20 protein-coding genes are annotated in these 19,369 nt (G+C 39.1%); 13 read left to right on the plus strand and 7 right to left on the minus strand.

The genetic code is table 11. The features are described from left to right. The first annotated feature begins 36 nt into the window (after positions 1–36). Positions 37–471 (plus strand): GNAT family N-acetyltransferase, encoded by a 435-nt coding sequence (locus tag ACUXV0_RS17460; RefSeq protein WP_446190866.1) that lies wholly within the window; start codon positions 37–39, stop codon positions 469–471. On the opposite strand, the gene ACUXV0_RS17465 is transcribed toward ACUXV0_RS17460, so the two are convergent. Together ACUXV0_RS17465 and ACUXV0_RS17470 are read right to left on the minus strand one after the other, a co-directional pair. Further along, positions 460–1,206, minus strand: coding sequence for a hypothetical protein (locus ACUXV0_RS17465; RefSeq protein ID WP_446190867.1), 747 nt, complete (start codon positions 1,204–1,206; stop codon positions 460–462). The genes ACUXV0_RS17460 and ACUXV0_RS17465 overlap by 12 nt on opposite strands. A 59-nt stretch (positions 1,207–1,265) precedes the next feature. After that, on the minus strand, positions 1,266–2,339 hold the full coding sequence (locus ACUXV0_RS17470) for an Ldh family oxidoreductase (RefSeq protein ID WP_446190868.1): 1,074 nt from the start codon (positions 2,337–2,339) through the stop codon (positions 1,266–1,268). Positions 2,340–2,526: 187 nt separating this feature from the next. On the opposite strand from ACUXV0_RS17470, the gene ACUXV0_RS17475 reads away from it, so the two are divergent. The 5 genes from ACUXV0_RS17475 (at position 2,527) to ACUXV0_RS17495 (ending at position 8,112) form a co-directional block, all read left to right on the plus strand. Continuing rightward, a complete protein-coding gene (locus ACUXV0_RS17475; protein ID WP_446190869.1) occupies positions 2,527–4,089 on the plus strand; it encodes a DUF4139 domain-containing protein in 1,563 nt (520 codons plus the stop codon). 4 nt (positions 4,090–4,093) lie between these two features. Further along, complete coding sequence (locus tag ACUXV0_RS17480) at positions 4,094–4,702, plus strand: DUF502 domain-containing protein (RefSeq protein WP_446190870.1); 609 nt, start codon at positions 4,094–4,096, stop codon at positions 4,700–4,702. After that, on the plus strand, positions 4,695–5,273 hold the full coding sequence (locus tag ACUXV0_RS17485) for a hypothetical protein (protein ID WP_446190871.1): 579 nt from the start codon (positions 4,695–4,697) through the stop codon (positions 5,271–5,273). The genes ACUXV0_RS17480 and ACUXV0_RS17485 overlap by 8 nt, the downstream gene beginning before the upstream one ends. Before the next feature lie 53 nt (positions 5,274–5,326). Beyond that, complete coding sequence (locus ACUXV0_RS17490) at positions 5,327–6,553, plus strand: 3-phosphoshikimate 1-carboxyvinyltransferase (protein ID WP_446190872.1); 1,227 nt, start codon at positions 5,327–5,329, stop codon at positions 6,551–6,553. Between the two features lie 77 nt (positions 6,554–6,630). Continuing rightward, positions 6,631–8,112: an FMN-binding glutamate synthase family protein gene (locus tag ACUXV0_RS17495; RefSeq protein ID WP_446190873.1), complete on the plus strand. Its 1,482-nt coding sequence runs from the start codon at positions 6,631–6,633 to the stop codon at positions 8,110–8,112. Positions 8,113–8,121: 9 nt separating this feature from the next. Here ACUXV0_RS17495 and ACUXV0_RS17500 read toward each other — a convergent pair whose 3' ends face one another. The 3 genes from ACUXV0_RS17500 to ACUXV0_RS17510 all read right to left on the minus strand — a co-directional run bounded on the left by ACUXV0_RS17500 (position 8,122) and on the right by ACUXV0_RS17510 (position 11,165). Beyond that, complete coding sequence (locus tag ACUXV0_RS17500) at positions 8,122–9,003, minus strand: bifunctional 5,10-methylenetetrahydrofolate dehydrogenase/5,10-methenyltetrahydrofolate cyclohydrolase (RefSeq protein WP_446190874.1); 882 nt, start codon at positions 9,001–9,003, stop codon at positions 8,122–8,124. An 85-nt stretch (positions 9,004–9,088) separates the two neighbouring features. Then, positions 9,089–9,595, minus strand: coding sequence for a uridine kinase family protein (locus tag ACUXV0_RS17505; RefSeq protein WP_446190875.1), 507 nt, complete (start codon positions 9,593–9,595; stop codon positions 9,089–9,091). A gap of 25 nt (positions 9,596–9,620) precedes the next feature. Next, the gene (locus ACUXV0_RS17510; RefSeq protein WP_446190876.1) at positions 9,621–11,165 is read right to left on the minus strand and encodes a helicase HerA-like domain-containing protein; all 1,545 of its coding nucleotides are present in this window, start codon (positions 11,163–11,165) and stop codon (positions 9,621–9,623) included. A gap of 90 nt (positions 11,166–11,255) precedes the next feature. Between ACUXV0_RS17510 and ACUXV0_RS17515 the strand changes: the two genes are divergently transcribed. The 4 genes from ACUXV0_RS17515 (at position 11,256) to ACUXV0_RS17530 (ending at position 14,750) form a co-directional block, all read left to right on the plus strand. Continuing rightward, on the plus strand, positions 11,256–11,453 hold the full coding sequence (locus ACUXV0_RS17515; protein WP_446190877.1) for a hypothetical protein: 198 nt from the start codon (positions 11,256–11,258) through the stop codon (positions 11,451–11,453). A gap of 88 nt (positions 11,454–11,541) precedes the next feature. Further along, positions 11,542–11,736 (plus strand): 30S ribosomal protein S21, encoded by a 195-nt coding sequence (rpsU, locus tag ACUXV0_RS17520; protein WP_055150787.1) that lies wholly within the window; start codon positions 11,542–11,544, stop codon positions 11,734–11,736. A gap of 88 nt (positions 11,737–11,824) precedes the next feature. Further along, positions 11,825–12,703 (plus strand): tyrosine-type recombinase/integrase, encoded by an 879-nt coding sequence (locus ACUXV0_RS17525; protein WP_446190878.1) that lies wholly within the window; start codon positions 11,825–11,827, stop codon positions 12,701–12,703. Positions 12,704–12,776: 73 nt separating this feature from the next. Next, a complete protein-coding gene (locus ACUXV0_RS17530) occupies positions 12,777–14,750 on the plus strand; it encodes a M1 family metallopeptidase (RefSeq protein ID WP_446190879.1) in 1,974 nt (657 codons plus the stop codon). 51 nt (positions 14,751–14,801) lie between these two features. On the opposite strand, the gene ACUXV0_RS17535 is transcribed toward ACUXV0_RS17530, so the two are convergent. After that, on the minus strand, positions 14,802–15,638 hold the full coding sequence (locus ACUXV0_RS17535) for a transglutaminase-like domain-containing protein (RefSeq protein ID WP_446190880.1): 837 nt from the start codon (positions 15,636–15,638) through the stop codon (positions 14,802–14,804). Positions 15,639–15,810: 172 nt separating this feature from the next. Here ACUXV0_RS17535 and galE point away from each other — a divergent pair, with 172 nt between their 5' ends. From galE to rfbA, 3 genes are read left to right on the plus strand one after another with little or no spacing between them, the layout of a single operon-like run. Then, positions 15,811–16,827, plus strand: a complete 1,017-nt coding sequence (galE, locus tag ACUXV0_RS17540; protein ID WP_446190881.1) for a UDP-glucose 4-epimerase GalE — start codon at positions 15,811–15,813, stop codon at positions 16,825–16,827. After that, positions 16,824–17,876 carry a dTDP-glucose 4,6-dehydratase gene (gene rfbB / locus ACUXV0_RS17545; RefSeq protein WP_446190882.1) on the plus strand — a complete coding sequence of 351 codons (1,053 nt, stop codon included), beginning with the start codon at positions 16,824–16,826 and terminating at the stop codon, positions 17,874–17,876. The genes galE and rfbB overlap by 4 nt, the downstream gene beginning before the upstream one ends. 26 nt (positions 17,877–17,902) lie before the next feature. Further along, complete coding sequence (gene rfbA, locus ACUXV0_RS17550) at positions 17,903–18,763, plus strand: glucose-1-phosphate thymidylyltransferase RfbA (protein ID WP_446190883.1); 861 nt, start codon at positions 17,903–17,905, stop codon at positions 18,761–18,763. Here rfbA and ACUXV0_RS17555 read toward each other — a convergent pair whose 3' ends face one another. Next, the gene (locus tag ACUXV0_RS17555; protein WP_446190884.1) at positions 18,764–19,294 is read right to left on the minus strand and encodes a nuclear transport factor 2 family protein; all 531 of its coding nucleotides are present in this window, start codon (positions 19,292–19,294) and stop codon (positions 18,764–18,766) included. Positions 19,295–19,369 lie beyond the last annotated feature (75 nt).

The following is a 19,369-nucleotide window of genomic DNA, read 5'->3' on the forward strand; positions in this document are numbered from 1 at the left end:
TTGGATTTCCTTTATTCGTTTCACGAAATAATTGAAATGGAAATAATTCGTATCAAAACCACTAGTGAATGGTATCCAAAAGAATTGGAGCTTAGGGATAGGGTTTTGCGTAGACCAATAGGTTTAAGTATTAGTGATGATGATCTCAGTGACGAGCCAAACCAAATACATATTGTGGCTATTGAAGACGACAAACTGATAGGAGTTGTGCTTCTCAAAATTGAAAACTCAATAGGTAAACTACGTCAAATGGCGGTGAGTGAGGAAGCTCAGGGGAAACAATTAGGAACGAAGTTGGTCAGTGCTCTGGAGGAATATGCCAGAGAAAATAATGTAAAAGAGATCAAACTGCACGCTCGCCACTATGCCGTTGGCTTTTATGAGAAGTTAGGTTACACTAAAACCTCAAAGCCACCTTTTGAGGAGGTAGGAATGGAGCATTTTGAGATGGAACATAAATTACAGGTTTAGCTTTAAATGTTTATTTAGAATTTGTGTGGATAGTTCTTTTGTGAGTTTAACAATTTTTATTTCGCCCTGTGAATTAAGCACAGTTTCCTTCATTCCATACGGATAAGGATGATTTCGAGAGTTAACATATAACGATATAATTGATGACAATATTGGTAAATTGTAAACCAAATGACCTGTTTGGGTTTTATGGACGGAAGGAGGTGAAATGAATTGAAGATTGTTGCCATTAAAGCCATTATGGAGGTAGATATATGTAGGGTAATCCATAGTCTTTCCAGCAAAACCTCCTAAAATTAGTCTTCTGATTTCTTCTTCATGCGGTCCCAAATTAGTTCCAGCAAATTCGTTTAAAGAGGATATACTTGCTCTCCAAAATAAGGACAAAAGAAAACACTTAAACCTATCATAGTTAAGACCCTTTATTGCAATCCATTCCTTGGTATCTATTTGAAAGACTGATTTGTCTTTACTTTTACCAGTAGAAAAGTCAAATACTTTACTCGCATAAGTTTCAAAACTGCTAATTCTATTTTCGCAAATTTCACAGAGAATATTACCCTCATATTTACCGCTCGATGGCCTTTTTATTCTTCCTTTACCTTTGGATATGGAAAACGGTTCGAATTCTCTTAATTTTCGATCGGCATCGTATAATGACTCAAACAGAAACTCTGATATTATGTGTGACTTTTTAACCAATGTTTTCTGTTCACCACATAGTTTACAATTCATTTTGAATTCATGATAAGATTTCCAAATCTTTTATTTTGAAGATAAGAAATTGCATTTTTTCAAAACTCAATCCCAAACCGCTTACTCAACTCCTCCAAACTCTCTACCACTTTGTCATTCAAAGGTAAACCAGACTTTAGTCGTTCCGCTTTGAAGTTTCTTTCCTGGTCACCAGGAATCTGAACTACTTCTCCATCTACAGCAGGTGCAGATCTGAAACGGTTGATCCATTTATCCATATATTCTTTAAATTCGCTTGCAGGCCTGAAGCCATCGATACGCATCGCTCCCAGAAAATGACCAGTGCCTTTACCAACCTGCTCGGCAGCCACTCCATGAAAGCCTGCCGTGGCAAACGGAGGAACCCACGGACCAAAATTAGCTCCAGAAAGTACTCCGGAGAAAATATCTACGATTGATCCAAGTCCATAGCCTTTATGGCTTCCACTTTCTCTGGTACCACCTAAAGGTAATAAACCACCGCCTTCTTTAACGGCGTTATTATTAGTGGTTGGCTGTCCATTTTCGTCCTGAACCCAGCCAAGCGGTGCAGGCTTTTCTTGCCTTTGAAGAATTTCCATTTTACCATATGCCACTGCTGTCGATGCAAAATCGGCCAGAAAAGCAGGTTGCTTATTTGCTGGTATTGCTACCGAAATTGGGTTAGTTCCTAATAGTTTTTCCTTTGAAAAAGTAGGAACCACCAAAGGGGCAGCATTGGTCATAGCCCAGCCAATCATATCTTTTTGCAAAGCAAGAGATGAGTGGTAACCCGCTATACCGAAATGATTTGAGTTCTGTACAGAAATCCATCCACTACCTACATTCACGGCTTTTTCCATACAGATTTCCATGGCTTTTGGAGCTACCACAAGTCCCAGACCTCGGTCGCCGTCAATCGTACCGGTAGAAGGTGTTTCGTGAATTACTTTTACCTCTGGTTTTGGGTTAAGTCTCCCGTGATCATATAGTCTGACATACCCGGCGAGTCTGGCAACTCCATGTGAATCAACCCCGCTTAGGTCTGCTGAAATCAGCACATCTGCCGCTTGTTTGGCGTCTGTTTCGGAGCAGCCTATAGCTTGGAAAACTCCCTCGGTAAATACTCTTATTTTTTCTGCTTCAAAAGACATATTGATACGATTTAGAACGCGAAATTACCAAAAAGCTGAGCACAGCGTAGTTCTACAGAAAAAAATGAATAGTCTAAGACCTAAAATTCCTTAAATGCGTTTTTTAGGTATTGAGAAGAATGTCATTTGCTGTATTTTTATTTGAAATCACACAAATGAAGAACAACAACATCACAAAATGAAAGAAATGAAACAAGCTCTTATAATCCTCTTTTTCAGTCTATGCCTTTGCATTCAGCCCTTAAAGGCATCTGAACCCGTTAAAGCAAAAATGGAAGAGGTAACGGTCTATACTAATCAGGCTTTTATTAAATCTACAGCGGTTTTTGAATACACTGCAGGAAAGTCAATCATTGAAATAACTGAGCTCCCGTCTACTATAGATCCCAATTCTATCTCAATAGGAGGGAGAGGCGACTTTGTCCTTCTGTCGGTGAAATTTGAGAAAGATTTTATGAGTAAGCGTCAGCTCAGTTTACAAAAGGAATTGGATCAACTAGAAGACGATATTGAAATACTGGAAATGAAGCTGGAGGTGAATAAGGAGCAGCAAAAGATGCTTCTTGATAATACCGAAATTAAGGCTGAAGATGAGAAATTGAGCTTAACAGAATTAGAAAATGCCTCAGTATTCTTCAAAAAGAAATTAATTCTTCTTGGAGAAGAAAAGTTATTGCTCAAAAAGGAACTAGATGTGCTAAAGGATGAAAAAAAGAACCTAGAGGAGCAAATGAAAAATGATCCAAGCAGAAATCTACCTTTAGGAAAGGCATTATTAACTATAGAAGCAAATAAATCAGGGAAGGCAAATCTTGATTTAAGTTATATGGCCTATAATACAGGCTGGTCTCCTTTTTATGATATCAGAGTAGAGAATACCAACAGCCCAATGGTGGTCTTGTATAAAGCAGAGGTGAGACAAAACACCGGCGTAGATTGGGATAATGTAAAAGTGAGACTTTCAACGGCACAGGTGAACCGCAGAACCGTTAAACCTGAGCTTTCTCCCAAATACCTTTATTTTTACGAAAACCGCCCTCCTGTACCCATGAGGCAAAGTTATGCCAAAAATGAGCTTGAAGCTGCTCCGGTAGCTGAAATGGATATGGAATCCAGTGCGGATTATGTATCATTGGAAACGGGAACCCTAAATCAACAGTTTGTGATTTCTAAGCCGTATACCATTAAGTCGGGTTCTGAAGAAATGGTAGAAATTAAGAAGGAAAGTATAGAAGCAGAATATTTGACCTATGCTGTTCCTAAATTTGACTCTAATGGATTTTTGGTTGCTGAAGTGAAAGATTGGGAAACCTATGGTTTTCTTCCAGCGAGTGGTAATGTTTATTTTGAAGGGGCATACGTTGGCAAAACGTATATCGGGAAAACCGGAGTAGAAGAAGTTCTGAAGGTAAGTCTTGGAAGAGATGAACGAGTGGAGGTGAGCAAGAAAGAAATAAAGGACTTCAAGCAAAGAAGGACTTTTGGCTCCAATATCCGAGAGAGCTTTGGATACGAATTCATCTTAAAAAATAACAAATCTGAATCAATCTCTTTGCGTGTAGAAGATCAGTTGCCGGTTTCTCAGGATTCTGCCATTGAAGTAGAGGTAGAAGAATTGAGTAGCGGGAAATTAGATAAAGAAACGGGTAAGATTACCTGGGATATCAATGTGAGTGAGAAAAGTGCGAAAAACTTGATACTGAAATACGAGGTGAAGTATCCAAAAGATAAGAAAGTAGGTAACTTGTAGGTATATGGAGAGACTTTTAAAGGCGTTTGTCAATTATTTTGTTCGTGGCCTCTTGTTCGTGGCTCCTGTGGGTTTCACGATATTAATTCTGTATAGTGCTTTTGATTTTGTAGACAGCATTTTCAGAGTAAGTTTTGCCTCTGGCACACGTAATCAGGAAATCGTTATTCCAGGCTTAGGTTTTTTGTTGGTCATTGGTATTACCAGTCTTATCGGGTTTGTTTTTAGTCAGTTACTGCCGAATACCATTCAGATCTGGATTGAGAATAAGATCAAAAACCTGCCTTTGGTTAAAATCTTTTACTCCGCATTTAAAGATTTGATATCTGCTTTTATTGGAGATAAAAAGAAGTTTAAGACGCCAGTTTTGGTTACACTCAATAAAGAAAACAATATTAGGAAATTAGGTTTTCTAACGCAGGAAAGCTTTGATGAAATAGGGGAGGATGACTCTGTGGCCGTTTATTGTCCTCACAGCTATGCTTTCTCTGGAGATATGTTTATTCTGCCAAAAGAAAGTGTGAAGCCCGTGAATATTTCTGCTGCCGAAGCAATGAAGCTGATTGTTTCCGGCGGTGTATCTATGTCAGAATCAACAGTGTCAAATGAATAAAGTTGTATTCGTTTTCCTCTCCGTATTTAGCGTGTGCTGTTACGCCCAAGATCCGCACATGCGAGAACCCAAAACAGTAGAGGAGCTTTTAAAAGAAAACAGGCCAGATGAATACAGAGCTTTAGTAAATCATGAGAAGTATTTGGTGATTGATAAAATTAATGGACGCAAAAGAAGGAAAGTATTCAAAGGCGAGCCTTTTAACTTCATTAATGATTTCGGTGCTCGATTTTATGGTCAGATTACTGCTGTAACTGATAGCACCTTTTCCCTTGCTTATTTTGATGAAACCATGAACAGAACAGAAGTTAGGATGTTCTACCTTCATGAAGTTGATATTGTTCTCAAAAGAAATCTAAAACCCGGGCTGCACTATCGTTTTAGTCCGTTTGCCTTAATGCCTTTTGCCCTTGACTGGATTTATTTCAAAAGGCCGCCTTGGCAAAATGGTAGTAGTTTTCTTTATCTAGGCGGTATTGAAGCTGCCAGAATTCTGATAATAAACCGTCAAAAGTTTTATAACAGGATTAATATCAATGAAAAGAACCGACTATTGGTTTTCCAGTATTGATGATCTTACGAATGCTTTTATCTTTGCCCCTTCATTATAACAGGGAATAGGAAATGGATAGCATTCTGCTAAAAAAGAACACTGAAACTTTTCAAAAGCAAATACCACTGGCGTCTTCAAAATCAGAGAGCAATAGAGCTCTGATAATCAATGCACTTTGTGGTTTTGATGCCGATCTGCAAAACCTTGCTTCTGCCAGAGACACGCAGACCATGATCAGACTTTTGAAAGAAGATAGTGATGTAGCGGATGTGCTTGATGCAGGTACCACTATGCGTTTCCTTACCGCTTATTTTTCAGCTAAAGGTGCTTCTAAATTGATGACTGGGACGCCTCGTATGCAGGAGAGACCTATCGGTATTTTGGTAGATGCTCTTAGAACAATTGGAGTGGAGATTGATTATCAAAAAAATGATGGTTACCCTCCGCATCAAATCAAAGGCTTTACTAAACAAAAGGCTAACCAAGTGAGCATCAGAGGAGATGTGAGCAGCCAATATATTTCTGCTCTTTTGATGATAGCCCCAACTTTACCGGATGGTTTAAAGATTTCATTGACCGGAGAAGTGGGCTCTATTCCTTATATCACAATGACTATCAACTTGATGAAGTCGTTTGGAGTGGATGTAAATGCCGACTGGGAGAAAAATGTATTGGAAGTAGCTCCACAAAAATACACTCCGATTAGCTATAAAATAGAGTCTGACTGGTCGGGTGCCAGTTATTGGTACAGTGTGGTGGCACTAGCTGAGCATGAAGATGCTCAAATAGAACTGCTCGGCTTAAAGGAAAACTCTCTTCAGGGAGACAGTGCTGTGGTAGAAATTATGGAGCAGCTAGGTGTCAAAAGTACTTTTACAGAAGATGGGGTATTATTGACTAAAATTGCTCCTAAAGATTCTTTGACTTGGGACTTTACCAACTGCCCGGACTTATGTCAAACCATTGCTGTGGTCAATGTCATGAAAAGAATTCCTGCCACTTACACAGGAATTGAAAGTTTGAAAATTAAGGAAACGGATAGGGTTTTTGCCCTGCAAGAAGAACTTCAAAAACTTGGTGGACAGCTTGTAGAAGTCGAGAAAGATCACAAATACGAGATCAGGTTTACTGATATCCCAGAAGAGCTTCCAGTAATCAAAACTTATGAAGATCATAGAATGGCTATGGCTTTTGCTCCAGTGGCCATGATGCGTGAAGTGAAAATAGAAGAACCGGAAGTAGTGGTGAAGTCTTATCCTGAGTTCTGGGATCATCTTTCTGTAGTTGTGCCATCTTAGGTTTTAGCTCTTATTTATTCAATTAGCTTGTGTGAACCACGGTTTGGGTATATTTGTTTCATACAAAAAACACATCTGTGAGTTTCCTATCTTCAATACCTTGGTGGGCTTATTTAGTTGGAATTGTAGCCCTGATATTTATCAGAGATATATTTCAAAAGAAGCACACCATCATTCATAATTTTCCTGTAGTTGGTCATTTGAGATACTTTTTGGAGAGTATCGGGCCTGAACTCAGACAGTATATTGTCTCTAATAACCGAGAAGAACTTCCCTTTAACAGAAGGCAACGTTCATGGATGTATGCTTCCAGCAAAAAGGAGAACCATTACCAAGGTTTTGGTACCGATCAGGATATCCACGAAAGCGGCTATATCTTCATCAAGCCAGCTATGATGCCCATGAAGGCTGACCCTACGCATGATTGGGGAAAGGCCTGTCCATCTGCCAAAATTATTGGTCCGCATAGAGCTAAGCCTTACAGGCCAGGGTCTATCATCAATATCTCTGCCATGAGTTATGGGTCACTTTCTTCAAATGCTATCTCTGCACTCAACCAAGGAGCCGAGATGTTCGGCTGTTATCATAATACCGGCGAGGGAGGAATTTCACCATACCATAAAAATGGTGCCGATGTATGCTTTCATTTCGGTACGGGTTATTTCGGTGTTAGAGATGAGCATGGGAATTTTAACCTGGATAAAATGGTACAAACCGTTAAGAATAATCCTTCCATCAAAATGATCGAGGTTAAACTTTCACAAGGAGCTAAACCAGGAAAAGGTGGAGTTTTACCAGGTTCAAAAATTACGAAAGAGCTGGCAGAAATCAGAGGTGTGAAGGTTGGCGAAGATGTGATATCGCCATCGTTTCATTCGGCTTTTAATACTATTCCTGAGTTGGTAGATTTCGTAGAAACCATAGCTCAGGCTACAGGAGTTCCAGTAGGTATCAAAGCCGCCATTGGTAAAATGGAACTATGGGAAGAGTTGGCAGATTTGATGAAACTTACCGGCTTTGGCCCTGATTTTATAACTGTTGATGGTGGAGAAGGAGGTACAGGAGCTGCACCACCTTCCTTTGCCGATCACGTAGCACTTCCATGGGTGTATGGTTTCTCACAGGTATATCAGGTTTTCCAGAAAAGAGGACTTACGCAAAAGGTAACATTTATAGGTTCTGGTAAGTTAGGCTTGCCAGATAGTGCCATTATGGCTTTTGCTATGGGGGCAGATGTTATCAATGTGGCCCGTGAAGCCATGATCTCTATCGGCTGTATTCAGGCTCAGGTTTGCCATAATAATAGCTGTCCTACAGGTATTGCTACAAACAATAAATGGTTGACTGCCGGCCTTGATCCAAAACTTAAGAGTGTGCGTTTTGCCAATTACATGAAAAACCTCACAAAAGAAATCATGGAGATTACGCACGCATGCGGCTACGAGCATCCATCACAATTCAACATGGATGATATCGATATCTCTATGGGAGATAATAATCATACTGCCCCATTAAGAGTAGCATACGGGTATCAGAAAGATGAAGTGGGGATGAATTAAGGGTTGTGCTTACCCATAAATCTCCCCTTTAGAGGCAAGTAGCGTATTATACATCAATGAGGCTACTGTCATGAGTCCTACTCCACCGGGAACTGGGGTAATGAAAGATGACTTTTCGCAAACCTCTTCAAATTTCACATCACCTTTCAGTGCAAAACCTCTTTTCTTGCTGCTGTCTTCTACTCTGGTCAAACCCACATCTATGATCACAGCACCTTCTTTCACCATATCTGAGGTGATAAACTCTGGTTTACCAAGGGCAGCTACCAGAATATCAGCTTGTAAGGTGATTTCTTTTAAGTTTTTAGTTCTACTATGTGTAAGAGTAACGGTGCAATTACCTGGGTAGGCATTTCGCTGCATCAAAATACTCATGGGTAAACCAACGATCTGGCTTCTACCAACCACTACGCAATGTTTGCCGGAAGTTTCGATATCGTAGCGTTTCATTAATTCTAAAACACCGTATGGCGTGGCTGAAACATAGGCTGGTAAACCTTTAGCCATTCTTCCAATATTGATCGGATGGAAACCATCAACATCCTTTTTAGGATCAATGGCCTCAATCACTTTATCTACATTGATATGATCAGGAAGTGGAAGTTGAACAATAAAGCCATCAATGTCTTCATCTTTGTTAAGCTCATCAATGATATCCAAGACCTCTTCTTCAGTGGCATTGGCATCTCTTCTGACTAAGGTAGACTTAAAGCCTATTTGTTCACATGATTTTATTTTACTGGCTACATAAGTCTCGCTGGCTCCATTATCACCAACTAAAACCGCTGCCAAATGAGGAATTTTACCTCCTTCTTCTATAATCTTGTCAACTTCTAGTTTGAGTTCTTCTTTAACTTGTTTTGAGATAAGTTTACCGTCGATAATTGTCATTGAGATGCTCTTATGAATATTGAAAGTGCAAAGGTAAGGCTTGAGGCTTTAACTTCGCTGTATGTTTTGAAAGTATTATGGGGTCTTAAGCTTCGAGATACTTTAGGGCTTTTTTCATGTCAAACTCCTCTTCACCGCTGATGGTTTGGTAGCCACCTATGATTTGCTTAGTGCTACCGTATTTTAAATAAGATTTCCAGATATGATCTACAAACCAGGTAGGTACATAGCCCCATCTTCTATCTGCTACCTTTCTTATGAAAAAGCTTCTTTTCGAGATTTTGACGAAAAGTCTTTTATCAAATAGCTCATTCAATTTCTCGTCATAGAAAGCGAAAAGACCTTCCACAATAACCACCTCAAATCGATCTTTGAACTCACTTACTAATTCATAAAGAAGGTCATGGTCAATAGACTCCGGCGACTCCCAATCTGTTCTACCTCTAACCTTCGGGATTTGAGTTTCGGGGAAAACGAAGTCATCCTGGTGAAAAATGATGGCCTTCTTACCATTTTTCCTGTAATGAGTAACAAGTAAGTTAGCAAGTGTGCTCTTGCCGGAGCGGCTCACACCACCTATCCCTATAAGCATATTCTCTGTTTTAAGTGGTGACGCTTTAGAACCATTTCTTTTTGCGAGTACTTACGCCTAATGCTCCCAGTAGTGTTCTTGTTAAGATATTAGCGGCTGTACGCCCAACTTGTCTTGCGGCTGAGCTACCCAAAATCGTCTCAATTGTTGACTTCTCTTTTCTTGGTCTTCCACGTCTTTTTGGAGTTGCTTTTTCGGCCTCTTCTTCTTCGGCGGCTTTTTCCATTTTAACACCAAGGATTTCGTAGGCACTTTCACGATCCACGTCCTTATTGTATTTCTCTACAAGCTTTGAGTTGTCGACTATTTCATCAATTTCCTTCTCAGAAAGTACATCCATTCTACTTCTTGGAGGGCACATATAGGTCACTGCCAGTGGAGTAGGTATACCTTTTTCATTCAAAGCTGTCACCAAAGCCTCTCCTATACCCATGGAAGTCAACACCGTTTCGGTGTCAAAAAAGTCGGTCAGCGGGTAATTGTCCGCCGCTTCCTTTATTTTTCTTCTATCAGAAGCTGTAAAGGCTCGTAAAGCATGCTGAATTTTTAAACCAAGCTGACTTAGTACCGGAGCTGGAACATCCTGAGGGTTTTGCGTACAGAAGTAAATACCAACACCTTTTGATCTGATGAGCTTGATCACTGTTTCTATTTGCTGAAGCAATGCTTTTGACGCCTCTTGGAATACAAGGTGAGCCTCATCTACAAAAATGACCAGTTTAGGTCTATCTTCATCTCCAGCCTCAGGTAGGCCTGCATAAAGTTCAGCAAGTAGAGAAAGCATGAACGTAGAAAAGAGTTTTGGCCTATCCAGGAGATCTGTGACACGTAAAACATTGATGACTCCTTTACCATCTTTATCGATTTTCATGAGATCATCTACATCAAAGCTGGTTTCTCCAAAAAACTGATCTGCCCCTTGCTGCTGTAGCTCAATCACCTTTCTCATGATGGTTCCCAAAGAGGATGAGGAAATACGGCCATAGTCTTCTTCAAAATCTTTTCTACCGTCATCACTCAAAAATTGAAGTACCTTGGTGAAATCCTTTAAGTCTAAAAGGGGTAAGCCTTCATCATCACAATATTTGAATATTGCTGAGACTATCCCTTCCTGAGTATCATTTAGCCCCAAAATTTTGCCGAGAAGTATCGGTCCGAATTCCGAGACCGTGGCTCTTAAGCGTACACCTTTTTCATCACTAAGAGTCAGTAGCTCAAGCGGGAAACCTGTTGGTTTGTACTCGATGCCAGCTGCATCTGTTCTTGCCAGTATAAAGTCTTTGGCTTCGCCTGAGGCAGCGAGACCACTTAAGTCACCTTTTATATCCATGAGTAAAACAGGGATAGAGTTATCACTCAGTCCTTCGGCCAATACCTGCAGACTTTTGGTTTTACCGGTACCGGTAGCACCAGCTATAAGCCCATGTCTGTTTAACGTTTTCAGAGGAATTCTGACGCCGGTTCCTTCTACTACTTCATCATCTAGTTTTGCGGCTCCCAGAAGAATACTGTCACCTTTAAACGTATATCCGGTATTTACAATCTCCTTAAATTGTTCAGTCTTACTCATGTTATTTTAGGGGTCTTAGAATTTCAGTTTGACTGACAAATCTAATTAAAACGATGTAGTTTTGCCTTTAGAGAATGATAAAAATGGCGAATGGATCAACTCATTAAAAAGGCGGCTCGTTTTATTCTGGTATTTACTTCAATACTTCTCGTTTTGTTTCTGTGCTTAGATCTGGGTGTATTTGGTGAAGGCGTAAAAATTACCAGCTTCTATTACATATTTATGGGAGTATTCTTTCTGGTAAGCCTATGGGCCTATAAAAATCATGAGCGATTTAAAGGATTTTGATAAAGCAGAATACTTTCTTTAATGCATTGGTTTCGAATAAAATATAATCTATCTTTGCAGCCCGAAATAAAAGAAGGAGGTGTAAAGCATGATCCAGGTAAAAGTTAAAGAAAACGAATCGGTAGAAAGAGCTCTAAAACGTTTCAAGAAGAAATTTGAGCGTACTGGTGTCTTGCGTGAGCTTCGTTCTCGTCAACAATTCACAAAGAAATCTGTGAAGAGAAGATTTGAGGTATTGAACGCTGAATACAAGCAAAAGACATACGGTCATATTGATGATTAATCAATAGCAAACCGAATATTATCGACCATTTTTGAGTTTGTAAAGTCAGAAAACTACATTTGTAGAACCTGATTTTGCTTTCCTAGAAATGGTCGATTCTTTTTTATCCTATCTCAAAAATGAAAAAAGGCTGAGTATCCACACTTACAAAGCCTACGAGAAAGACCTTTCTCAATTTCAAGATTATTATCAGGCCAATTTTGATGGAAGCATTGAGAAAGCAGATTTTAGATCTGTTCGTTCATGGTTGGTATCATTAAACGTTTCAAAACTTTCTAATACCACCGTCAACCGTAAAATTGCCACTTTACGGTCGTTTTATTCTTTTTTGCTACGCAAAGAAAAAATTGAGATCAATCCCATGCTGAGGATAAAACCGATGAAAAAGCCTCAAAGTCCACCTGTTTTTATAGATAATACAGAAACGGTAAAGCTTTTTGATGAAATAGAGTTTGCTTCAGACTTTGAAGGGAAGAGAGATCAAATGGTCTTGGAGATGCTTTATGGCACGGGTATTCGATTGGCCGAATTGCTAACGCTTGAGATTAATGATATTGACCTGTTTGGGTCAAAAATCACTGTAACAGGAAAGAGAAATAAACAACGTGTAATACCGATCGGGGCAAGTTTGAGGCAACAAATAACTTCCTACCTATCTAAAAGGCAAGAAGTGGCCGAGCCGGAAATTCAGAGTTTTATCTTAACCAATAAAGGTCAAAAGGCTTATCCGGTAATGATTCAAAGGTTAGTGAAAAAATATCTGAGTAAGGTTTCTACACGGAAGAAGAAAAGTCCGCATGTACTGCGGCATACTTTTGCTACACATTTATTAAACAAAGGAGCTGATTTAAATGCCATAAAAGAGCTCTTAGGTCATTCAAGTTTATCTTCTACACAGATATATACGCATAGCTCAATTGAGCAATTGAAAGCCATTCATTCTCAGTCACATCCTAAAGCGGAATAAAACTGTATTTTTGCAACGTATAAAAGTTATTTACTTCTATTAGCGTTAGTTCTAAAATCAATAAACGAAATCAATGAAAAAAGTCTTTATGCTCCTGGCTGCGGTTGCGGTTCATATCGGAGCTTTTGCACAGCAAGAATCAAAATACGACCATAAAGAAGCGTTTGACCCGCTTTTTGCTTACCGTCAAGGTACAGTTTACCGTAGTGCTACCGGAGCCCCAGGCCCTCAGTACTGGCAAAATTCTGCTGACTATAATATCAATGTTACACTTGACCCAGATGCAAATAAACTTTCTGGTGATGTAGAAATCACATACACCAATAATAGCCCAGATCAGTTGCCTTATGTTTGGATTCAGTTAGATCAAAATCAATTCAATGACGAATCTAAAGGCGGTAAAACGACTCCATTAGAGGGAGGTAGACATGGTAATACCGGTTTTGATGGTGGTTACTCTATTTCTGGTGTAAAGGCTTTGAAATCAGTTCCTGTGAATCGTAGAAAGTCAGTTGAATCATCAGTTTATCTTACACATATTGTAGCAGATACACGCATGCAGGTAAGATTTAGTGAGCCGCTGAATACAGGAGAATCTGTAAAAATCTCAATGAATTTCGACTTCCTGATCCCTAGATATGGATCAGACAGAATGGGTAAATATGATACAGAAGATGGTATTATTTATGAGTTTGCCCAGTGGTACCCAAGAATGGCAGTCTACGATGATGTAGAAGGTTGGAATGTTTTGCCTTATATCGGCAATGGTGAGTTTTATTTGGACTACGGTGATTTTAATTATACCGTTACTCTTCCGTCAAATCAAATAGTGGTCGGCTCTGGTGAGCTAACAAACCCTGAGGAGGTACTTTCAAAAGCACAAAGAGACCGATTGAAAGAAGCTGCTTCGTCCGACGAAACAGTGATGATCAGAACTGCTGATGAAGTAGAAAAAGGTGAAGCGAATGGAATGAAAACCTGGAAGTTTACTTGTAAGCAAACCAGAGACATTGCTTGGGCTTCTTCTTCTGCGTTTATTTGGGATGCTGCCAGAATTAACCTGCCAAGTGGAAAAACGGCTTTAGCACAATCTGTTTACCCTAAAGAGTCTGCTGGTCAGGAAGCTTGGGGGCGTTCTACTGAATACACTAAGGCAAGTATTGAGTTCTACTCAAATTATATTTATGAATATACCTATCCAGTGGCTACTAATGTAGCGGGCGTAGTATCTGGAATGGAATACCCGGGTATAGTTTTCTGTGGTGCTGAGGATAAAGGTGCTTCACTTTGGGGTGTAACCGATCATGAGTTCGGTCACAACTGGTTCCCAATGATAGTGGGAAATAACGAAAGAAAGTATGCCTGGATGGATGAAGGTTTTAATACGTTTATCAACGACCTCTCTGGTAAGGCGTTTAATGATGGGGAGTTTTACAGACCTATCAATGCCAGACAATATGCACCATATCTATTTGGTAGAGACGCTATTATGAATACCCCTGAGGTTATTCAAGCAAGAAATTTTGGTCTTGCTGCATACTTTAAGCCTGCTTTAGGTCTGACACTCCTTAGAGAACAGGTTTTAGGCGAAGAGCGTTTTGATTATGCTTTTAAGGAATATGTAAACAGATGGGCATTTAAGCATCCAACTCCATTTGACTTCTTTGAGACTATGGAAGATGGCTCAGGTGAAGACTTGGGGTGGTTCTGGAAAGGTTGGTTCTTCAATGACTGGAAAATTGACTTGGCTGTGGATGATGTTATGTACAATAATCAATTACCTTCAGAAGGAAGTATTATCACGATTTCTACCAAAGAACAGTTGCCAATGCCAGCAGTTGTAGAAGTAAAAGAGTCAAATGGAAATACAGGTAGAGTTGAGTTACCAGTAGAAATTTGGCAAAGAGGTGGAGAATGGAAGTTTAGATATAATTCTACTTCACCGATCGTTTCAGTAACTATAGATCCTGATAACAAGCTTCCGGATGTGGATAGTAAGAATAATACTTGGAAGCCTAAAGCATACAAAATGCCAGAGGCGAATTGATAAAATTACGTGATGAAATGAAAGCCCTTTGAGTTTGAACTCAAGGGGCTTTTATATTTCCAGTCTCTCATAAATATATCTTAGTTCATCCACTTTTTCGTTTTCAGCATTCTTCTTAAAAGAGTACATCAAATTCAGGAGAGAACGTCTGATAATTTCTAGATTTGTACACGGCTCATAGAAGGTTTCTTTCTGCTCCAACTTCATTTGTTTGAGATAGGTATCAATATCCTTCCGTTGAAATATCAATCCTTTGTTAAAGACATTGATATAAAATTGAGTCTGTTCTGATTTATAGGTCAATATGAATAAGCTCGGGAGATTGACTCCATAAATCGGTAAGCCTAACCTTTGAGCGATTAACAGGTAAATCACACATAATGAAATAGGATTGCCTCTTTTAGATTCCAGAACCTGATTAATCAAACTATTAGATGGAGAATGAAAGTTTTTGGTATTGGCCGTAAACTGATGTTTATCGAAGAAAACATGGTTTAAAGCCTTGACGATATCAATAGGGTGGAGGTCATCTCTTAATTGTAGCCAGCTATCAAAATAGATTTGATTGATGTCTTTCTGTACAGCCTGAAATTCTAACTCTGGGTGCTGATACCGAGCAATATGCCACATACCTTCCAATAAATCATGAACTCTGTTTTCCTTCCAGTCAATTAAACCACCTCTGAAATCATTGAATTGTAGTTCATGAATGAGCTCTTCCAGCTTTCTTTGTAAAGGAGGATTTAATGGGCTGTTTTCCCAATGATTCTCTAGAAAAGGAATAGCCTTGTCTCCTAAACTTTTGATTTCTTTCTCCACATGAAGACTTACCTCTTCGTCATGATCATCCAATAAAGAAACAAGTGCTTTTATTTCGTTGGGTTCCATTATTTCACGATTCGATAAACTCAAGTTAAGAACTAATTACAGCCTGGCAAAAAACTTTGTGGTATGAAGTATCAAAGATTTGCAATCCTCAAAATCAATATTTCCTCCTTTTGTTTGGCTTTAAATGGTATATCTAAGTAGGTTTTCTATTTTTGCTAAAATTCTGAAATCCATGAATATTTTAGTTACCGGCGGTGCCGGATTTATTGGTTCTCACACGGTAGTTGAACTCCATAATGCCGGCCACACACCTATCATAATTGATGACTTTAGTAATTCTGAAGCTTCAGTACTTAAAGGGCTTCATAAAATTCTTGGAGAAGAAGTTAAGTTCTACGAAGGGAACTGTAACTCCGAGGAGTTTTTAAGGTCAGTCTTCGCAGAAAATTCAATTGATGGAGTAATTCACTTTGCAGCAGCCAAGGCTGTAGGAGAATCAGTAGAAAATCCACTAAAGTACTACGACCTGAATATTGGTTCTCTCATCAAGTTGATTCAAGTAATGGGTGAGTTCAAAGTTGAGAAACTTGTCTTTTCTTCTTCTTGCACGGTTTATGGAGAACCAGATGAGGTTCCTGTTTCAGAACTAACTCCTAGAAAGCCTGCAAATTCACCTTATGGTAATACGAAGAGTATTGCTGAAGACATTTTAAGAGATGTAGTGAAGGCAGGAATGAATTATCAATTCATTGCCTTGAGGTATTTCAATCCGATTGGTGCTCATGAGTCCGCTGAAATAGGGGAGTTACCTAATGGTGTGCCTAGTAACTTGGTTCCTTACATCACTCAGACGGCAGCGGGTGTAAGAGAACAGCTGACAATTTTTGGTGATGATTATGATACCAAAGATGGAACTAACATTAGAGATTTTATTCATGTAGTAGATCTTGCCAAAGCTCACTTAGCTGCTTTTGATTATTTAAATGGTAAGTCAGATTCGTTTTATGATGAATTTAATGTAGGCACTGGTGAAGGCTATTCTGTTCTTGAACTTGTCCAAACCTTTGAAAAGGTTAATGACTTAAAATTGAATTATAAAATAGGCCCGAGAAGGTCTGGCGATACAGTCAAAATTTATGGGGATGTCTCAAAGGCAAACAAATTACTAAATTGGAAAACCCAGAAGTCTCTTGAGGAAGCATTAAAAGATGCTTGGAGATGGGAACAAAAATTAGCTGAAAGAAAATGAGTAAAACAATATTAATTACTGGAGGTGCAGGTTTTATAGGAAGTCATGTGGTGCGTTTATTCGTTACCAAATACCCTAACTATACTATCGTTAACCTGGATAAGCTGACTTATGCGGGTAACCTGGAGAATCTTAAAGATATTGAAGATCGTCCCAACTATAATTTTGAGAAAGGGGATATTGTAGATGCATCTTTTCTTGATGGTTTATTTGGTAAATATAGTTTTGATGGGGTAATTCATCTGGCGGCAGAATCTCATGTTGATCGATCTATTACAGATCCTCTAGCATTTGTAATGACTAATGTTATTGGAACGGTAAACCTTCTTATGGCTGCTAAGAAATCATGGAATGGGAATTACGATGGAAAGCGTTTCTATCATGTTTCCACTGATGAAGTTTACGGTGAGTTACATGATCCTAAAGAGTTTTTCCTTGAAGATACTTCTTACGATCCCAGGTCACCTTATTCCGCATCAAAGGCTAGTTCTGATCATTTTGTAAGAGCTTACAATAGCACCTATGGTATGCCTGTTGTTTTATCAAATTGTTCGAATAATTACGGCCCAAATCACTTTCCCGAAAAGCTGATTCCGTTGATGATCAATAATATTAAAAATAAGAAACCTCTGCCTGTTTATGGTAAAGGAGAAAATATAAGAGATTGGTTGTATGTGCTTGATCATGCCAGGGCCATCGATTTGATTTATCACAAAGCTGAGAATGGCGAGACTTATAACATTGGTGGTAATAATGAGTGGACAAATATTGATCTTGTTCACCTGTTATGTGATGTAATGGATAAAAAGCTAGGTCAGAAACAAGGTGAATCTAGAGAGCTTATAACCTTTGTAAAAGATAGAGCTGGTCATGATTTACGCTATGCTATTGACGCAAGTAAGCTTATGAGTAAGCTAGGATGGGAGCCATCTGTTACTTTCGAAGAAGGTTTAGAAAAAACGGTGGACTGGTATTTGAATAACTGGGACTGGATAGAACATATTACCTCTGGAGATTATCAGAAATATTATGAAGAGATGTATTCTTAATTAAACAAAACTAAACCACAGAAATAATGAAAGGAATAATATTAGCAGGAGGATCAGGGACTAGGTTGCATCCATTAACACTAGCTGTTAGTAAGCAGCTTATGCCAGTGTATGACAAGCCAATGATCTACTATCCATTGTCAATTTTAATGTTATCGGGGATCAATGAAATATTGATCATTTCTACCCCTCATGACCTGCCTAATTTTGAAAAGCTATTGGGCGATGGCTCGCAAATTGGCTGTAAGCTTTCATATGCCGAACAGCCAAGTCCGGATGGGCTGGCACAGGCATTCATTATTGGAGAAGAATTCATTGGTGATGACAGCGTAGCTTTAATTTTAGGAGATAATATTTTTTATGGCTCTGGTCTTAGCAATTTGCTTCAGTCATGTGCAAATCCGGATGGAGGTACTGTTTTCGCTTACCCTGTCCATGATCCTGAGAGATATGGGGTAGTGGAGTTTGATCAGGAATTTAATGCTCTTAGTATTGAAGAAAAGCCGGACAAGCCTAAAAGTAATTATGCTGTCCCTGGTTTATATTTCTATGATAACAGAGTGGTAGAGATTGCAAAGAATATTGAGCCATCTCCTAGAGGTGAACTAGAGATTACTGATGTAAATAAGGTTTATCTTCAGGAAGGTAAACTAAGTGTAGGTGTAATGAACAGAGGAACAGCTTGGTTAGATACCGGTACTTTTGCCTCTTTAATGCAGGCCGGTCAGTTTGTTCAGGTGATTGAGGAAAGACAGGGCTTAAAAATTGGCTGTATCGAGGAAGTGGCCTACAGAATGGGTTTTATTTCAAAAGAACAGCTAAAAGAAATAGCCAAACCTCTGGTGAAGTCTGGCTACGGATCTTATTTACTAAAATTAGTCGAGTAATTACCAACCATCATCTATCACCACTTCAGGTTTCTTTTTCTTAGGAGCCGGAGCAGGCGAATTAGAAGGTGCAGGGTTGGAGTTCATTTGAGAAGACGAGGATAGAACATTCTCGTCTTTTTCTATTCTGGAGTATACTCTGGTTACAATTTTCCATTCATTACCAATTTTAAGTAAGTTCAGGTAATCGATGATTTTAGACGATGGGTATATTGTTTCCGTAACCGCTACTCCAGCAATGCCAGAGTAAGTTATAGACACAATTTCTGTTTGTCTGTCCATAGTCTGGCCAGGCTTTAATTTAGACGCGAGACTTTCAACGCTCATTCCGATGACATTGCCGTTTCTTCCGATTGACCTTTGTACAGCATCATTTACAAAAGCTCCGGTGAATTGACTTACATTGCCGTTGGTTCCGCCGTCTAAGAAGTCATTAACTGCGGCTCGAATTCCGGCCTCATCATTTTGGGCAAATGATGCCATAAAGGAGAAGCATAATAGTATGCTCAAATATCGTTTTAGTGTACTCATTTAGGTTCTGTTTAAGGTTAAAGAATAGCTGATTTAAGCTGCTTAAAGTTAAGCAATTGTTAAACATCAACTATT

It is taken from the genome of Jiulongibacter sp. NS-SX5 (genome assembly GCF_052828545.1).